This window comes from Thalassovita mangrovi, from assembly GCF_009857745.1.
GTDB classification, from domain to species: domain Bacteria; phylum Pseudomonadota; class Alphaproteobacteria; order Rhodobacterales; family Rhodobacteraceae; genus Thalassobius; species Thalassobius mangrovi.
Window position 1 is genome coordinate 15803 of record NZ_WWEN01000004.1, and the last position, 15731, is coordinate 31533.

Annotated in this window: 15 protein-coding genes; 13 read left to right on the forward strand and 2 right to left on the reverse strand. The window is 66.2% G+C overall.

All coding sequences use genetic code 11. The features are described 5' to 3' along the window. Window positions 1-2: 2 nt before the first annotated feature. Window positions 3-1085, forward strand: a complete 1083-nt coding sequence (mraY, locus tag GR167_RS10345; protein ID WP_160973422.1) for a phospho-N-acetylmuramoyl-pentapeptide-transferase — start codon at window positions 3-5, stop codon at window positions 1083-1085. Window positions 1086-1232: 147 nt separating this feature from the next. Further along, window positions 1233-2636 (forward strand): UDP-N-acetylmuramoyl-L-alanine--D-glutamate ligase, encoded by a 1404-nt coding sequence (gene murD / locus GR167_RS10350; RefSeq protein ID WP_160973423.1) that lies wholly within the window; start codon window positions 1233-1235, stop codon window positions 2634-2636. A gap of 78 nt (window positions 2637-2714) precedes the next feature. On the opposite strand, the gene GR167_RS10355 is transcribed toward murD, so the two are convergent. Next, complete coding sequence (locus tag GR167_RS10355; RefSeq protein WP_160973424.1) at window positions 2715-2903, reverse strand: hypothetical protein; 189 nt, start codon at window positions 2901-2903, stop codon at window positions 2715-2717. 238 nt (window positions 2904-3141) lie between these two features. On the opposite strand from GR167_RS10355, the gene GR167_RS10360 reads away from it, so the two are divergent. Together GR167_RS10360 and GR167_RS10365 are read left to right on the forward strand one after the other, a co-directional pair. Beyond that, window positions 3142-3786, forward strand: coding sequence for a dienelactone hydrolase family protein (locus GR167_RS10360; protein WP_160973425.1), 645 nt, complete (start codon window positions 3142-3144; stop codon window positions 3784-3786). Continuing rightward, window positions 3783-4442: a phosphoribosyltransferase gene (locus GR167_RS10365; RefSeq protein ID WP_160973426.1), complete on the forward strand. Its 660-nt coding sequence runs from the start codon at window positions 3783-3785 to the stop codon at window positions 4440-4442. Before GR167_RS10360 ends, GR167_RS10365 begins: the two co-directional genes overlap by 4 nt. Window positions 4443-4624: 182 nt before the next feature. Here the strand turns inward: GR167_RS10365 and GR167_RS10370 are convergent, their stop codons facing one another. Continuing rightward, on the reverse strand, window positions 4625-5806 hold the full coding sequence (locus GR167_RS10370; RefSeq protein WP_160973427.1) for a BaiN/RdsA family NAD(P)/FAD-dependent oxidoreductase: 1182 nt from the start codon (window positions 5804-5806) through the stop codon (window positions 4625-4627). A 142-nt stretch (window positions 5807-5948) separates the two neighbouring features. Here GR167_RS10370 and ftsW point away from each other — a divergent pair, with 142 nt between their 5' ends. From ftsW to ftsA, 9 genes are all read left to right on the forward strand, one after another. Further along, window positions 5949-7115 carry a putative lipid II flippase FtsW gene (ftsW, locus tag GR167_RS10375; protein WP_160973428.1) on the forward strand — a complete coding sequence of 389 codons (1167 nt, stop codon included), beginning with the start codon at window positions 5949-5951 and terminating at the stop codon, window positions 7113-7115. A 100-nt stretch (window positions 7116-7215) separates the two neighbouring features. Then, window positions 7216-8313 carry a UDP-N-acetylglucosamine--N-acetylmuramyl-(pentapeptide) pyrophosphoryl-undecaprenol N-acetylglucosamine transferase gene (locus GR167_RS10380; RefSeq protein ID WP_160973429.1) on the forward strand — a complete coding sequence of 366 codons (1098 nt, stop codon included), beginning with the start codon at window positions 7216-7218 and terminating at the stop codon, window positions 8311-8313. Next, window positions 8310-9707 carry a UDP-N-acetylmuramate--L-alanine ligase gene (murC, locus tag GR167_RS10385; RefSeq protein WP_160973430.1) on the forward strand — a complete coding sequence of 466 codons (1398 nt, stop codon included), beginning with the start codon at window positions 8310-8312 and terminating at the stop codon, window positions 9705-9707. Before GR167_RS10380 ends, murC begins: the two co-directional genes overlap by 4 nt. Window positions 9708-9950: 243 nt before the next feature. Next, window positions 9951-11135: an APC family permease gene (locus GR167_RS10390; protein ID WP_235915918.1), complete on the forward strand. Its 1185-nt coding sequence runs from the start codon at window positions 9951-9953 to the stop codon at window positions 11133-11135. Beyond that, window positions 11132-11383 (forward strand): DUF2484 family protein, encoded by a 252-nt coding sequence (locus GR167_RS10395; RefSeq protein WP_160973432.1) that lies wholly within the window; start codon window positions 11132-11134, stop codon window positions 11381-11383. Before GR167_RS10390 ends, GR167_RS10395 begins: the two co-directional genes overlap by 4 nt. Before the next feature lie 121 nt (window positions 11384-11504). Beyond that, window positions 11505-12434, forward strand: coding sequence for a UDP-N-acetylmuramate dehydrogenase (gene murB, locus GR167_RS10400; RefSeq protein ID WP_160973433.1), 930 nt, complete (start codon window positions 11505-11507; stop codon window positions 12432-12434). An 86-nt stretch (window positions 12435-12520) separates the two neighbouring features. Further along, on the forward strand, window positions 12521-13441 hold the full coding sequence (locus GR167_RS10405) for a D-alanine--D-alanine ligase (RefSeq protein WP_212769928.1): 921 nt from the start codon (window positions 12521-12523) through the stop codon (window positions 13439-13441). Then, window positions 13438-14292 carry a cell division protein FtsQ/DivIB gene (locus tag GR167_RS10410; RefSeq protein ID WP_370741303.1) on the forward strand — a complete coding sequence of 285 codons (855 nt, stop codon included), beginning with the start codon at window positions 13438-13440 and terminating at the stop codon, window positions 14290-14292. The genes GR167_RS10405 and GR167_RS10410 overlap by 4 nt, the downstream gene beginning before the upstream one ends. A gap of 4 nt (window positions 14293-14296) precedes the next feature. Continuing rightward, complete coding sequence (ftsA, locus tag GR167_RS10415) at window positions 14297-15631, forward strand: cell division protein FtsA (protein WP_160973434.1); 1335 nt, start codon at window positions 14297-14299, stop codon at window positions 15629-15631. The last annotated feature ends 100 nt before the right edge of the window (window positions 15632-15731 follow it).

Below are 15731 nucleotides of genomic sequence, written 5' to 3' on the forward strand. Positions count from 1 at the left end.
ATATGCTTTACTGGTTGACCGGACTTTCGGACGGTGGCGACTTCTTCAACCTGTTCCGCTACATCACCTTCCGGTCGGGCGGGGCCTTCATGACGGCGCTGATCTTCGGCTTCATCTTCGGGCGGCCGCTGATCGACGTGCTGCGCAGGCGGCAGGGCAAGGGCCAGCCGATCCGCGACGACGGCCCCGAGGGCCATTTCGTCAAGGCCGGTACGCCGACCATGGGCGGGCTGCTGATCGTGGGGGCTTTGCTGACCTCGACCATCCTGTGGGCGCGGCTCGACAATCCCTTCGTCTGGCTGGTGTTGTTCGTCACGCTGTCCTTCGGGCTGATCGGGTTCGCTGACGATTATGCCAAGGTGTCCAAGCAGAACACCAAGGGGGTTCCGGGCAAGCTGCGGCTGCTGCTGGGCTTCGTGATCGCCGGGATCGCCGGGTACTGGGCGACCGTGTACCACCCCGAGGCGCTGCAATACCGGCTGGCTTTGCCGGTGTTCAAGGACACGCTGATCAATCTCGGCCTGATCTTCATCCCCTTCGCCATGATCGTGATCGTGGGCGCGGCCAACGCGGTCAACCTGACCGACGGTCTGGACGGGCTGGCGATCATGCCGGTGATGATCGCCGCCACCGCCTTGGGCATCATCGCCTATGCGGTGGGCCGGGTCGACTTCACCGATTATCTGGATGTGCATTACGTGCCCGGCACCGGCGAGATCCTGATCTTCGTCGCGGGGCTGGTCGGCGGCGGCCTGGGCTTCCTGTGGTACAACGCGCCGCCGGCGGCCGTCTTCATGGGCGATACCGGGTCGCTGGCCCTGGGCGGGGCTTTGGGCGCGATCGCGGTGGCGACCAAGCACGAAATCGTGCTGGCCATCGTCGGCGGTCTGTTCGTGGTCGAGGCGCTGAGCGTGATCATCCAGGTGCTGTATTTCAAGCGCACCGGCAAGCGGGTGTTCCTGATGGCGCCGATCCATCACCATTACGAGAAAAAGGGCTGGGCCGAGCCGCAGATCGTGATCCGGTTCTGGATCATCGCGCTGATTCTGGCGATGATCGGGCTGGCCACGCTGAAGGTGCGCTGAGGCTGTTGTTCAATTGTGCGCGCCCGTTGCGCGCGCGCAGTTTTGTCTCGTCGCGGGCCCTTGGCCCACTCCTCGGGATTTCGCGCTCCGCGCGGGAGTATTTGGGCCAAGAAGAAACGCGAAGATGGTGAGAGTTGGGGATAAGGCATGATACCTGTCACGGGATTTGAAGGGCGCAGCGTTGCCATTCTGGGGCTGGGCCGGTCGGGGCTGGCGGCGGCACGGGCGCTGCGGCTGGGCGGGGCGATCCCGGTCTGCTGGGACGACAACGCGCAGGCGCGCGGCCGGGCCGAGGCGGAAGATTTCGACATCCGCGACCTGACCCGCCTGGGCGCCTTCGACGATATCGCCTGGCTGGTGGTCAGCCCGGGCATTCCGCATCTGTACCCCGAACCGAACAAGGTCGTCGCCGCCGCCTGGGAGGCGGGCGTGCCGGTGGATAACGATATCGGGCTGTTCTTCCGTTCGCTGGGATCGGGCGACTGGGATCATTACGACACCCCGCCGCGGGTGATCGCGGTGACCGGGTCGAACGGCAAATCGACCACCTCGGCGCTGATCCATCACGTTTTGGTCGAAGCCGGCAAACCGGCGCAGCTGGCGGGCAATATCGGCCGCGGGGTTCTGGATATCGACCCGCCCGTCGATGGCGAGGTGATCGTGCTGGAGCTCAGCAGCTACCAGACCGACCTGGCCCGGGCGCTGACCCCCGACGTTGCGGTGTTCACCAACCTGTCGCCCGATCACCTGGACCGGCATGGCGGCATCGGCGGTTATTTCGCAGCCAAGCGGCGGCTGTTCGCCGAGGGCGGGCCGGACCGCGCCGTCATCGGGGTGGATGAAAACGAAGGCCGCTACCTGGCCAACCAGATGGGGCAGGGCGCGGCGGACGACCGGGTGATCCGGGTGTCGGCCGATAGCAAACTGACCGGGCCGGGCTGGAACGTCTTTGCCCGCAAGGGATATTTGAGCGAATACCGCAAGGGCCGTCAGGCCGGGTCGATCGACCTGCGCGGGATCACCGGGCTGCCGGGTGCGCATAACCACCAGAACGCCTGCGCGGCTTACGCCGCCTGCCGCACGCTGGGGCTGGCGCCACGGATGATCGAACAGGCGTTCCAGAGCTTCGGCGGGCTGCCGCATCGCAGCCAGACCATCGCCGAACAAAACGGTATCCGCTTCGTCAACGACAGCAAGGCCACCAATGTCGATAGCGCCGAAAAGGCGCTGCGGGCGTTTCCCAACATCCGCTGGATCTGCGGCGGTTTGCAGAAGGAAGGCGGGCTGGGGCCGCTGCTGGACGCTTTGGGATCGGTGAAGAAAGCCTATGTGATCGGCCGCGAGGCGGCGGGTTTCGCATTGCAGCTGGAAGGCTGCGAGGCGGAGGTCTGCACCACGATGGAGCAGGCGGTGGCCCGCGCGATGGAAGAGGCGGAAGAGGGCGACACCGTGCTGCTGGCCCCGGCGGCGGCGAGTTTCGACCAATACGACAATTTCGAACAGCGCGGCGAGGATTTCACCGCCTGCGTGAAAGCGGCGCTGGCGGGCTGAGCTAGGGGCGGGCGCCGGGCCTTTCGGCGGCAGGCATTGGCAGGTTCCGATGCGGCGACGCCCTGGTGCCGCGCGTCTTCAGTGAACCAGCTTGGGCGGCTCCGGCAGGCTGATGCTTGCCTCGCCAAGCGATGCGCCGAGAGCGGTCCAGCCGATGACGCCGATTGCCAGCAGGGCTGCGGCGAATACGGCGCCGTTCAGAAGGGCGCGTTGGACGGATTTCGCGATCCGGTTACGCTCGAGTTTATCACCATAGTCAACGTACATGGTCTCGCCTCTCTTTCGCCCCGATGTGAACCATAAAGCGTGAATGCGGCTTTTTCGGGGCTAAGCCGGGTATCACGCACCAAGCAGTCGGGCGCATCGCTGCAAGTCCAGTGCCGACCTGCGCGGGCCTCGCCAAGACAACATGACCTCGGTCAAAGACACCCTTTCCGCGATCCGTCACCCTTCCTGCACGCATTGCCACTCAGGACAGGCCGCAGCGCGCGGCGAAGGGGGGAACATGACGCAGCAGGGGATCGTTTCGGTCGGCCCGAAACAGCTGGAAGGAATCTTGCGGGTGCCCGACGATCCGATCGGGCTGGTGATCTTTGCCCATGGCGCAGGCAGCAGCCACCGCAGCCCGCGCAACAACCACGTGGCCGAGGCCCTGGGGCAGCGCGGCATCGCCACGCTTCTGTTCGACCTGCTGACCGAGGAGGAGGCGCTGGACCGGCGCAACGTCTTCGACATCCCGCTGCTGGGCGGCCGGATGGTCGCGGCGGTGGATTGGGCGATGGGGCAACCGGCGCTGGCCGATCTGTCGGTGGCGCTGTTCGGGTCCAGCACCGGGGCGGCGGCGGCATTGGTCGCGGCGGCGCAGGCGCCCGACCGCTTCGCCAGCGTGGTATCGCGCGGCGGGCGGCCCGATCTGGCCGGGCAGGTGTTGCCTGAGGTGCGCGCGCCGGTGCTGATGATCGTGGGCGGCCATGACGGGCCGGTGATCGACCTGAACGAGGCGGCGGCGGCGCAGATGACCTGCCCGCATGAGATCAAGATCGTGCCGGGCGCCACCCATCTGTTCGAGGAACCGGGCACGCTGGACCAGGTGATCGACCTGGCGGGCGACTGGTTCGAGACGCATTTTTCCGGGGAGGATCAGCAATGAGCCGTTTTCTCAATCGCACCGAGGCGGGCAAGGCGCTGGCCGAGGTACTGGCGGAAAAGAATTACGACGACCCGGTGATCCTGGCGCTGCCGCGCGGCGGCGTGCCGGTGGCGATCGAGGTGGTGCGCGCGCTGAAGGCGCCGCTGGACCTTGTCATGGTGCGCAAGATCGGCGCACCGGGGCAGCAGGAACTGGCGGTGGCGGCGGTGGTCAATGGCGACGATCCGCAGATCGTGGTGAACGAGAGCATCGCGCAGGCCTTCGGCCTGACCGATGAGGATATCGAGAAGATGTCGCATTCGCGGCTGGATGAAATCCGCCGCCGCCGCGGCGTTTACCTCAGCGGCCGGACCCAGGTGCCGATCAAGGGCCGCACGGTGATCGTGGTCGATGACGGTATCGCCACCGGCGCGACGACGCGGGCGTCCTTGAAGGCGGTGCGGCGGCGCGAGCCGGCCAAGCTGGTGCTGGCGGTACCGGTGGCGCCGCAGGACGTGGTCGAGGAAATGCGCGCCGAGGTGGACGAGTTGATTTGCCTGTCGACGCCTTCCCCGTTCCAGGCCATCGGGCTGCATTACGTCGATTTCGGTCAGACCTCGGACGAGGAGGTGGTGCAACTGCTGGACGAGGCGGCGGAGCTGATCGGGCAGGGGTGAGGAAGTCCCGGCCCGGAACAAGGCCCTCAGGCCGCCGGGCCAGCGCCAGTCCGCCCGGACGGACTGGCGCTTCTGCGAGGCTTGTTCCCACGCCGATGGGACGCACGGATTTGGCGGGATAAAGTGCCATGCTCAGAGGTGAGCAGCGCCACCCCGCGGACTGGCGCTGGCCCGGCTTCTCGCTATGCCTGTGCGGCGATTGCGGTGCCTGCCGCGACCCCCGACGACCACGCCCATTGGAAATTATAGCCGCCGAGCCAGCCGGTCACGTCGACGCATTCGCCGATGAAATAAAGCCCGGGCACGGCCTTCGCCATCATCGTCTTCGATGACAATCCATCGGTATCCACCCCGCCCAGGGTCACCTCGGCGGTGCGGTAGCCTTCCGATCCGGTCGGAACCAGCTCCCACCCCGTCAAGCGCTCGCACAAGGCGGCAAGCGCCGCGTCGCTCTGATCGGCCAGGTTGCCGGTAAGCTTCCACTCGCTCGACAGATATTCGGCCAGCCGCGACGGCAGCATCTGCGCCAGCACCGTTGACAGGTTCTTGCGCCCGGCCTGCTGCCGCTGGGCGCGCAGCGCCTCATAGGGGTCGGAATTGGGGAACAGGTTCACCGTGATCGCATCGCCCTCGCGCCAGTAGGAGGAGATCTGAAGCACCGCAGGGCCCGACAACCCGCGATGGGTGAACAGCATCGCCTCCTCGAAGCTCGCCCCGTTGCAGGTTGCCCGCACCGGCAGCGACACGCCGGACAGGCCGGAAAACCGCCCGTCGGGGAAGGTCAGCGGCACCAGGCCGGGGCGCGTTTCGGTAATGGTAAGCCCGAATTGCCGCGCGATGTCATAGGCCAGCCCGGTCGCCCCCATCTTGGGGATCGATTTGCCGCCCGTGGCGACGACGAGGTTGCGGCAGGTCACGGTCTTGCGCTTGCCTTCGCTTTCGATCAGCAGACGGAACCCGTCTTCGGTCTTCTCGACCGATGTAATCTCGCTGCGCAGCCACATTGTCGCGCCCGCCTGCGCCATTTCATCCAGCAGCATCGCCACGATCTGCTTGGCGCTGTCGTCGCAGAAAAGCTGCCCCAGCGTCTTTTCGTGCCAGGCGATGCCGTGCCGCCCGACCAGGTCGAGGAAATCCCACTGCGTATAGCGCGCCAGCGCCGATTTGGCGAAATGCGGGTTCGAGCTGAGGAAATTGCCCGGCCCCGCATGCATGTTGGTGAAATTGCAGCGCCCGCCGCCCGAGATGCGGATCTTTTCGCCCGGCGCCTTGGCATGGTCGAGCACCAGCACGTCGCGCCCGGCATGGATCGCGCACATCATGCCGGCTGCCCCGGCGCCCAGGATGATCGTTTCATATTGCATGGCGGGGGCCTGCCCGAAACGGCGGGTTTTGGCAAGTCTGGCCTAGACCATTCAAAACGCTGGTCAGCGAATCGCATTCGCGTTAGACTGACCGCAGACCCCGAAAAGGGGCGATGACAGAGGCAGTAACGGCAGTAATCCAATGACGGCTATGGTGCATGGTTCCGCCCCGGCAAGGGACGTGGAGCCGGTTCTTCCCAAATGGTGGCGGACGATCGACAAGTTGACGATGTCCTGCATCCTGATCCTGTTCGGGGTCGGGCTGCTGCTGGGTTTCGCCGCCTCGCCGCCGCTGGCGGAAAAGAACGGCTTCGGCCCGTTCCATTACGTCGAACGGCAGGCGTTTTTCGGCGGCGTCGCTTTGACCGCGATGTTCATTACATCGATGATGTCGCCCACGTTGGTGCGCCGGCTGGCGGTGATCGGTTTCGCGGTCGCGCTGCTGGCGGTGCTGGCACTGCCGGTTCTGGGCACCGATTTCGGCAAGGGCGCGGTGCGCTGGTATTCGCTGGGCTTCGCCTCGATCCAGCCGTCGGAATTTTTGAAACCCGGTTTCGTCGTGGTGGCGGCCTGGCTGCTGGCGGCGGCGCAGGAAATCAACGGCCCGCCGGGGCGGCTGTGGTCGTTCTTCCTGACCGTGTTCATTGTCTTCATCTTGGCGCTGCAGCCCGATTTCGGTCAGGCTTCGCTGATCCTGTTTGCCTGGGGCGTGATGTATTTCGTCGCCGGGGCACCGATCCTGCTGCTGGTGGGGATGGCGGGGATGGTGATCCTGGCGGGCACCTTCGCCTATAACAATTCGGAACATTTCGCGCGCCGGATCGACGGGTTCCTGAACCCCGATATCGATCCCACCACGCAGATGGGCTATGCCACCAAGGCGATCCGCGAAGGCGGCTTCCTTGGCGTCGGTGTCGGCGAGGGCGAAGTGAAATGGTCGCTGCCCGATGCCCATACCGATTTCATCATCGCCGTGGCGGCCGAGGAATACGGGCTGGTGCTGGTGCTGATCATCCTGGCGCTGTTCACCCTGATCGTGCTGCGGTCGTTCTACCGGCTGGTGAAGGAACGCGATCCGTTCATCCGGCTGGCGGGCACCGGGCTGGCGGCGATGTTCTGCGTGCAGGCGCTGATCAACATGGGGGTGGCGGTGCGGCTGCTGCCCGCCAAGGGGATGACGCTGCCCTTCGTCAGCTACGGCGGCTCGTCGCTGATCGCGGGTGGCATCGCCGTGGGGATGCTTCTGGCCTTCACCCGCACCCGGCCGCAGGGCCAGATCGGCGATATCCTGCGCGGGCACATGCGGTGAGCCGCAAGGGGCGTTTCAACGGGGATGCGTTTTCTTTAGAAGACAACGCCACGGAAAATTGCAAATTCCCGGCCCTACGGGGCCGGACAGGAGGCCATAGATGACCGCTCCGCTTCTCGTTATCGCCGCTGGCGGCACCGGCGGGCACATGTTCCCCGCCCAGGCTCTGGCCGAGGTCATGCTACGCCGGGGCTGGCGGGTGAAGCTCAGCACCGACGCGCGCGGCGCGCGCTATACCGGCGGCTTCCCGCATACGGTCGAGATCGAACAGGTGTCGAGCGCCACTTTCGCCCGTGGCGGCATCCTGGCCAAGGCGATGGTGCCGTTTCGCATCTTCGGCGGAGTCGCGGGCATGGTGGCGCGGATGAAGCGCGACCGCCCCGACGTGGTGGTGGGTTTCGGCGGCTACCCGTCGATCCCGGCCCTTGGCGCGGCCACGATCCTGGGCCTGCCGCGGATGATCCATGAACAAAACGGCGTGCTGGGGCGGGTCAATCAGATTTTCGCGACCCGGGTCGACGACATCGCCTGCGGCACCTGGCCCACGACCCTGCCCGAAGGGGTCGAGGCGCGTCACGTGGGCAACCCGGTGCGCGCCGCCGTTCTGGAACGGGCGGGCGCGGGTTACATCGCGCCGGGCGATTACCCGATGTCGATCCTGGTGATCGGCGGCAGCCAGGGCGCGCGCATCCTGTCCGATGTGGTCCCCGCCGCCATCGCATCGCTGCCCGAGCAACTGCTGGCCAATATCCGCGTTGCCCATCAGGCCCGCGACGAAGACGGCGAACGGGTGGCGCAATTCTACGCCGAACAGGGTATCGCCGCCGATGTGCAGCCGTTTTTCCACGACGTGCCCCGCCGGATGAGCGAGGCGCAGCTGGTGATTTCGCGCTCCGGCGCGTCCTCCGTCGCCGATATCAGCGTGATCGGCCGCCCGTCGATCCTGATCCCCTTCGCCGCCGCCACCGGCGATCACCAGACCGCCAACGCGCGCGGGCTGGTCGATGCGGGCGGCGCGATCCTGATCCCGGAAAACCGGCTTGATGTTCCCACCCTGGCAGAGCAGATAACCACCGTGCTCACCAACCCGCGCGGGGCGTCGATGATGGCGCAGGCGGCGCTGTCGCGCGGCAAGCCCGAGGCGGCGCAGGAATTGGCGGGCATGGTCGAGGCGCTGGCACAGAAAGGCAAGTCATGACTGCGGCAACCAAACTTCCGGTCGATATCGGCCCGATCCATTTCGTGGGCATCGGCGGCATCGGCATGTCCGGCATTGCCGAGGTGCTGGTCAACCTGGGCTACACCGTGCAGGGCAGTGACCTGAAGACCTCGAAAATCACCGATCGTCTGGCCGCGATGGGGGCGACGATCTTCGAAGGCCAGCGCGCCGAGAACCTGGAAGGCGCCGAGGTGGTGGTGATTTCATCGGCCATCAAACCGGGCAACCCGGAACTGGACGAAGCCCGCCGGATGGGCCTGCCGGTGGTGCGCCGCGCCGAAATGCTGGCCGAACTGATGCGGCTGAAATCCAACGTCGCCGTCGCGGGAACGCATGGCAAGACCACCACGACGACGATGGTGGCGACGCTCTTGGATGCGGGCGGGGTCGACCCGACCGTGATCAATGGCGGCATCATCCACGCCTACGGGTCGAACGCGCGGGTCGGCGCATCCGACTGGATGGTGGTGGAGGCCGATGAAAGCGACGGCACCTTCAACCGGCTGCCCGCGACCATCGCCATCGTCACCAATATCGACCCCGAACATATGGAACACTGGGGCACGATCGAAAACCTGCGCAAGGGGTTCCTCGATTTCGTGTCCAACATCCCGTTTTATGGCCTCGCCGTCTGCTGCACCGATCACCCCGAGGTGCAGGCGCTGGTGGGCAAGATCACCGATCGCCGCGTCACCACCTTCGGCTTCAACGCGCAGGCCGATGTGCGCGCGATCAACCTGACCTACAAGGCGGGCGTGGCGCATTTCGACATCGCGTTGCAATCCGAGGATATGCTGATCGAGGGCTGCAGCCTGCCAATGCCGGGCGATCACAACGTGTCGAATGCCCTGGCCGCGGTGGCGGTGGCCCGTCACCTGGGCATGACCCCCGATCAGATCCGTGAAGCGCTTGCCGGTTTCGGCGGCGTCAACCGGCGCTTCACCAAGGTGGGCGAAGTGAACGGCGTCACCATCATCGACGATTACGGCCACCACCCGGTGGAAATCGCCGCCGTGCTGAAGGCCGCCCGCCAGGCGACCGAAGGCCGGGTCATCGCGGTGCACCAGCCGCACCGCTATTCCCGTCTGCATTCGCTGTTCGACGATTTCTGCAGCTGTTTCAACGACGCCGACGTGGTGGGCATCGCCGAGGTCTTCGCCGCCGGCGAGGACCCGATTGAGGGCGCCAGCCGCGACGATCTCGTCGCCGGGCTGATCCGCCACGGCCACCGCCACGCCCGCGCGGTCACCTCCGAGGACGATCTGGAACGGATGGTGCGTGAACAGGCCGGGCCGGGCGACATGGTCGTCTGCCTGGGCGCCGGGACGATTTCGGCCTGGGCCAACCGGCTGCCGGAGCGGTTGAAGGGGTAGGGCGGGGAACCACCGCTTACCCGCTTTGCTGTTCTCTCACATTTCCTGATTTTGCCATGACCCTTCCCCGCCGGGGGAAGGGCCGTTGCGGTTGTGCCTCGGCATATCTTCTTTGGGGGCGGCGGCTTACCCTTCGTTAAGACCGCCGAAGACCGGGTTCCGGTCCCCGGCAAGATCGGGCATGATCGCCGCGAAACAATCGGGCATCTGAAAAACGAAGAAGGGCAAAGCGTGGGCGAGGGGTTGAAAAGACGGATCGGTCCGGTCGTGCTGACGCTCTACGGCATCGGCATCATGGTGGGCGCGGGGATCTATGTGCTGACCGGGGCGGCGGCCGGGGCGGCGGGGATGTGGGCGCCGGTGGCCTTCCTGCTGGCGGGCGTGATCGCGATCCCCTCGGCGCTGTCCTTTGCCGAATTGTCGGGCCGCATTCCCGAAGCGGCGGGCGATTCCGCCTATATCGAACACGGGCTGGGGCTGCATTGGCTGGCGGTGCTGGTCGGTCTGGTCAACGTCGTGGTGGGCACCGTGGCGGCCGCCGCAGTGCTGCGCGGCGGGGTCGGATACCTGCTGGCGCTGGTCGACATTCCCTTCGTCTGGGGCGTCGTTGGGCTTGGCGTTGCGCTGACCATCGTGGCGCTGATCGGGGTGATGGAAAGCCTGAGCTTCGCCGCGATCCTGACGCTGATCGAGGTGACGGGCCTTGGCATGGTGATCTGGGCCGGGGCCAATGCCGCGCCGGTCGAGGCGTTCCACCTGCCGATGCCCGCCCCGGAATGGGGCGGCATCGCGCTGGCCACGATCTTCGCCTTCTTCGCGCTGATCGGCTTCGACGATATCGTCAACATGGCCGAGGAAACCCGCAATCCCGGCCGCAACCTGCCGCTTGCGGTCATGGCCTCGCTGGTGGTGACGGCGCTGCTTTACGCGCTGGTGTCGCTGGCGGCGGTGCGCGCGGTCCCGCGCGAGGTGCTGGCGGGTTCGGACCGGCCGCTGGCGCTGGTCTGGGAAGCGGGCAGCGGCCAGCCGGGCTATTTCCTCAGCGCCATCGCGGTGGCGGCGGCGTTGAACGGGGTGCTGGCGCAGATCGTGATGGCGAGCCGGGTTCTTTACGGGCTGGGCAAGCGGTCGGTCTGGCTGACAATGTTCCGGCGCACCAATGCGCAGCTGGGCACGCCGGTTCTGGGCACGGTGCTGATCGCGGCGGCGACGATCGCGGCGGCGCTGGTCCTGCCGGTGGCGGTTCTGGCCGAAGGCTCGACCCTGGCGCTGCTGGTGGTCTTCGCTATCGTCAACGCCTCGCTGATCGGGGTGAAGCGCAAACGCGGCGATGAGGGCGGATTCACCGTGCCGGTCTGGATGCCCTGGCTCGGCGTGCTGTCCTGCCTCGGCACCCTGGCGGCGTCCGTGCTGGGGCGGCTGGGATGAGCCTGTCGGTGGTGCTGGCCTGTGGATGGCTGGTGCTGACCAACCTGTTGGGGATGATCCCCAGCAAACGCAATCACTGGCCGCAGGCCTATGCGATGATCGCGCTTGGCCTGCCGGTGCTTGGTCTGGTGTTCTGGCAGCACGGGGTCTGGATGGCGCTGCTGTTCCTCGCCGCCGCGCTGTCGGTGCTGCGCTGGCCGGCGATCTATCTCGGCCGCTGGGTGAAGCGGAAGCTGGGGCGCGGATGATCCCGGCCCGAACAGCGGCGCTTTGCGCCGCCGGGCCAGCGCTGAGGGGCGGCGCCAGAGGCATTTGCCCCTTCCGGGTTTTGTCTTTAAGACGCTTTCAAACCAATTCGAGGGCGCGAAGATGATCGAGAATTTGCCGGAAGTGCGCGGGCGGCTGACGCAGGACAAACCGCTGTCCGAACTCACTTGGCTGCGCGTGGGCGGTCCGGCGGATGTGCTGTTCCAGCCCGCCGATCTGGCCGATCTGCAGGATTTCCTCAAGGCGCTCGATCCCGCGATCCCGGTCTTCCCAATGGGGGTGGGCAGCAACCTGATCGTGCGCGATGGCGGGTTGCGCGCGGTGGTGATCCGGCTGGGGCGCGGCTTCAACGGGATCGAAATCGACGGCGACCGGGTCACGGCGGGTGTTGCGGCGCTTGACGCGCATGTGGCGAAGAGGGCGGCCGAGGCGGGGCTGGACCTGACCTTCCTGCGCACCATTCCCGGCAGCATCGGCGGCGCGGTGAAGATGAATGCGGGCTGCTACGGGACCTATACGGCGGATGTTTTCGTCTCGGCCCGCGCGGTGACGCGGCAGGGCGAACTGGTCGAACTGAGCCCCGAGGGTTTGAAGTTCGAATACCGCCAAAGCGACCTGCCCGACGGCTGGGTCCTGGTCGAGGCCACGTTTGAGGCGCCGCAGGGCGATCCGCAAGAACTGGCCGACAGGATGGAGGCGCAGCTGAAAAAGCGCGACGAGACCCAGCCGACCAAGGATCGCAGCGCGGGCAGCACTTTCCGCAACCCAGCCGGGTTTTCCAGCACCGGGCGCGCCGATGACGTGCACGACCTGAAAGCCTGGAAGGTGATCGACGACGCCGGCATGCGCGGCGCCCGCAAGGGCGGCGCACAGATGAGCGAGAAGCATTCCAACTTCCTGATCAACACAGGTGACGCCACCGCAACAGACCTCGAATCCCTTGGCGAAGAGGTGCGAAAAAAGGTTTACGAAAACAGCGGGATCACGCTAAAGTGGGAAATCATGCGGGTCGGCGAACCGGCCCCGGAATAAGTGCCGTCAAAAGGCGCAATCAGGCAGGGCCGTAACGGTCCATATATAAAGCAAAAAGGCCGCCCAAGCGGCCATGATTGAGGCAGATGGGTATGTCGAGCAGGGCAAACCCGGTAGTGGCAGTGTTGATGGGCGGTCCCTCGGCCGAACGCGAGGTGTCGCTGGCAACCGGACGCGAATGCGTCGCGGCGCTCCGGGAAGAAGGTTTCGAAGTGATCGAGCTCGATGCGGGCCGCGATCTGGCCATGCGCCTCGACGATCTCAAACCCGATGTGGTGTTCAACGCCCTGCATGGCCGCTGGGGCGAAGACGGCTGCGTGCAGGGGATGCTGGAATGGATGCAGATCCCCTATACCCATTCCGGCGTACTGGCCTCGGCCATCGCGATGGACAAGGAACGCAGCAAACAGGTTTACCGCGATGCCGGCCTGCCGGTGGTGCCCAGCCTTCTGGCTTCTAAGGCCGAGGTCGGCGCGCGCCACGTGATGGCGCCGCCCTATGTGGTCAAACCCTATAACGAGGGATCGAGCGTCGGCGTCTATATCGTGCACGAAGCCGCCAACTCCCCGCCGCACCTGTCGCAGGACATGCCCGACACCGTGATGGTCGAGGAATACGTTCCCGGGCGCGAACTGACCGCGACGGTGATGGGCGACAAGGCGCTGACCGTCACCGATATCTATGCCGAGGGCTGGTACGATTACCACGCCAAGTATTCCGAGGGCGGATCGCGCCACGTGGTGCCCGCCGAGGTGCCGCAGGAGATCTTCGACGCCTGCCTCGATTACGCGCTGCGCGCCCACCATGCGCTTGGCTGCAAGGGGATCAGCCGCACCGATTTCCGCTGGGACGAAGCCCGCGGCCTCGACGGGCTCTACCTGCTGGAAACCAACACCCAGCCGGGGATGACCCCCACCTCGCTGAGCCCGGAACAGGCGCAGGCGGTGGGGATCAGCTTCGGCAAGCTGTGCCGCTGGCTGGTGGAGGACGCATCTTGCAACAGGTGACCCGCCCCGATCCGGCGCCGTCGCGTTGGGCCTACCGGCTGCAGCGGCTGATGCTGACGCCGCTGTTCCGGACGCTGATCCGGGTCGGGCTGCCGATGCTGGCGGCCTTTATCGGCGCGATGATCTATTTTTCCCAGCAGGACAACCGCGATGCGTTCCGGCTGTGGCTGGTCGATATCCGCAACGAAATCCAGACTCGGCCGGAATTCATGGTCAAGCTGATGGCGATCGACGGCGCCGATGCCAGCGTGGCCGAGGATATCCGCGAAATCACCCCGATCGATTTCCCGATCAGTTCCTTCGACCTCGACCTCGACCAGATGCGGCGCACCATCGCCGACCTGCCGGCGGTCAAGGATGTCAGCATCCGGGTCCGCCCGGGCGGCGTGTTGCAGGTCGATGTGGTCGAACGGGTGCCGGCGATCCTGTGGCGCGATGCCGACGGGTTGGCGCTCTTGGACGAACACGGGTTCTACGTCGGTCAGGCCGGGGCACGGGCAGACCATGCAGACCTGCCGCTGGTCGCGGGCGAAGGCGCCGACAGGGCGGTGCCCGAGGCGCTGTGGCTGTACCGCGCGGCGGGGCCGCTGCGCGACCGGCTGCGCGGGTTGGTGCGGATCGGCGATCGCCGCTGGGACCTGGTGCTGGATCGCGGTCAGCGCATCCTGCTGCCCGAAGACCGGGCGGTGCAGGCATTGGAACGGGTGATCGCGCTGCATCAGGCGCAGGACGTGATGGCGCGCGACCTGGCGCAGGTCGACATGCGCATCGGCGCGCGCCCGACCATCCGGATGAACGAAGCCGCTGTCGAGCAGTGGTGGCAAATAAACAAGATCGGTTTCAAGGACTGACGGCATGATTGAGCTTTATGAATCCCAACGGGCGATGCGGGCGATGCGCAAGGCGGCGATGCAAAGGGGCGTTGTCGCCATCCTCGATGTCGGCAGTTCCAAGATCGCCTGCCTGGTCTTGCGCTTCGACGGCACCGATGGCGGTTTCGAAAGCGAAGGGGTGGGGCCGCTGGCGGGACAGGCCGGGTTCCGGGTGATCGGCGCCGCCACGACCCGCTCGCGCGGGGTGAAATTCGGCGAAATCTCCGCCATGCCGGAAACCGAACGCGCCATCCGCACCGCGCTGCAGGCGGCGCAGAAGATGGCCAATATCCGCGTCGATCACGTCATCGCCTGTTTCTCCGGCGCCGATCCGCGCAGCTACGGGCTGACCGGTCAGATCGAGGTCGAGGATCAGGTCGTCACCGAACAGGATATCAGCCGCGTGCTGTCGGCCTGCGAGTTGCCCGATTACGGCATGGGCCGCGAGGTGCTGCACGCGCAGCCGGTCAATTTCGCGCTCGATCACCGTTCGGGCCTGTCCGACCCGCGCGGCCAGCTGGGCAGCAACCTGTCCACCGACATGCATATGCTGACCGTCGACGCGGCGGCGGTGCAGAACCTGGCCCATTGCGTCAAGCGCTGCGACATGGAACTGGCGGGCATCGCCAGCTCGGCCTATGTGTCGGGCATCTCGGCGCTGGTCGAGGACGAACAGGAACTGGGTGCGGCCTGCATCGACATGGGCGGCGGCGCCACCAGCATTTCGATCTTCATGAAGAAACACATGATCTATGCCGACTCTGTGCGCATGGGCGGCGATCACGTGACCGGCGACATCTCGATGGGCCTGTCGGTGCCGTACAACACCGCCGAGCGGATCAAGACCTTCTATGGCGGCGTCGTCGCCACCGGCATGGACGACCGCGAAATGATCGAAACCGGCGGCGATACCGGCGATTGGGAACACGACCGCCGTTCTGTCAGCCGGGCCGAACTGATCGGCATCATGCGCCCGCGGGTCGAGGAAATCCTCGAAGAGGTGCGCGCGCGGCTGGATGCGGCCGGGTTCGAACACCTTCCCAGCCAGCAGATCGTGCTGACCGGCGGCAGCAGCCAGATCCCCGGGCTCGACGGGCTGGCCAGCAAGATCCTGGGCCAGCAGGTACGCCTGGGCCGTCCGCTGCGCGTCCACGGTTTGCCGCAGGCCGCGACCGGACCGGGATTCGCCAGCGCCGTGGGCATGTGCCTGTTCGCCGCCCATCCGCAGGACGAATGGTGGGATTTCGACCTGCCGGTCGATCGCTACCCGGCGCGGTCGCTAAAACGCGCGGTGAAGTGGTTCCGGGACAACTGGTGAGCGGCGCGCCCGCTTTCCGCCTTCGGCGGGAATATTTGCACCAAGCAGAAACCTGAAACGCCCTTGCGCTTCTTCTTGGCCGAAATACTCCGGGGGTTTG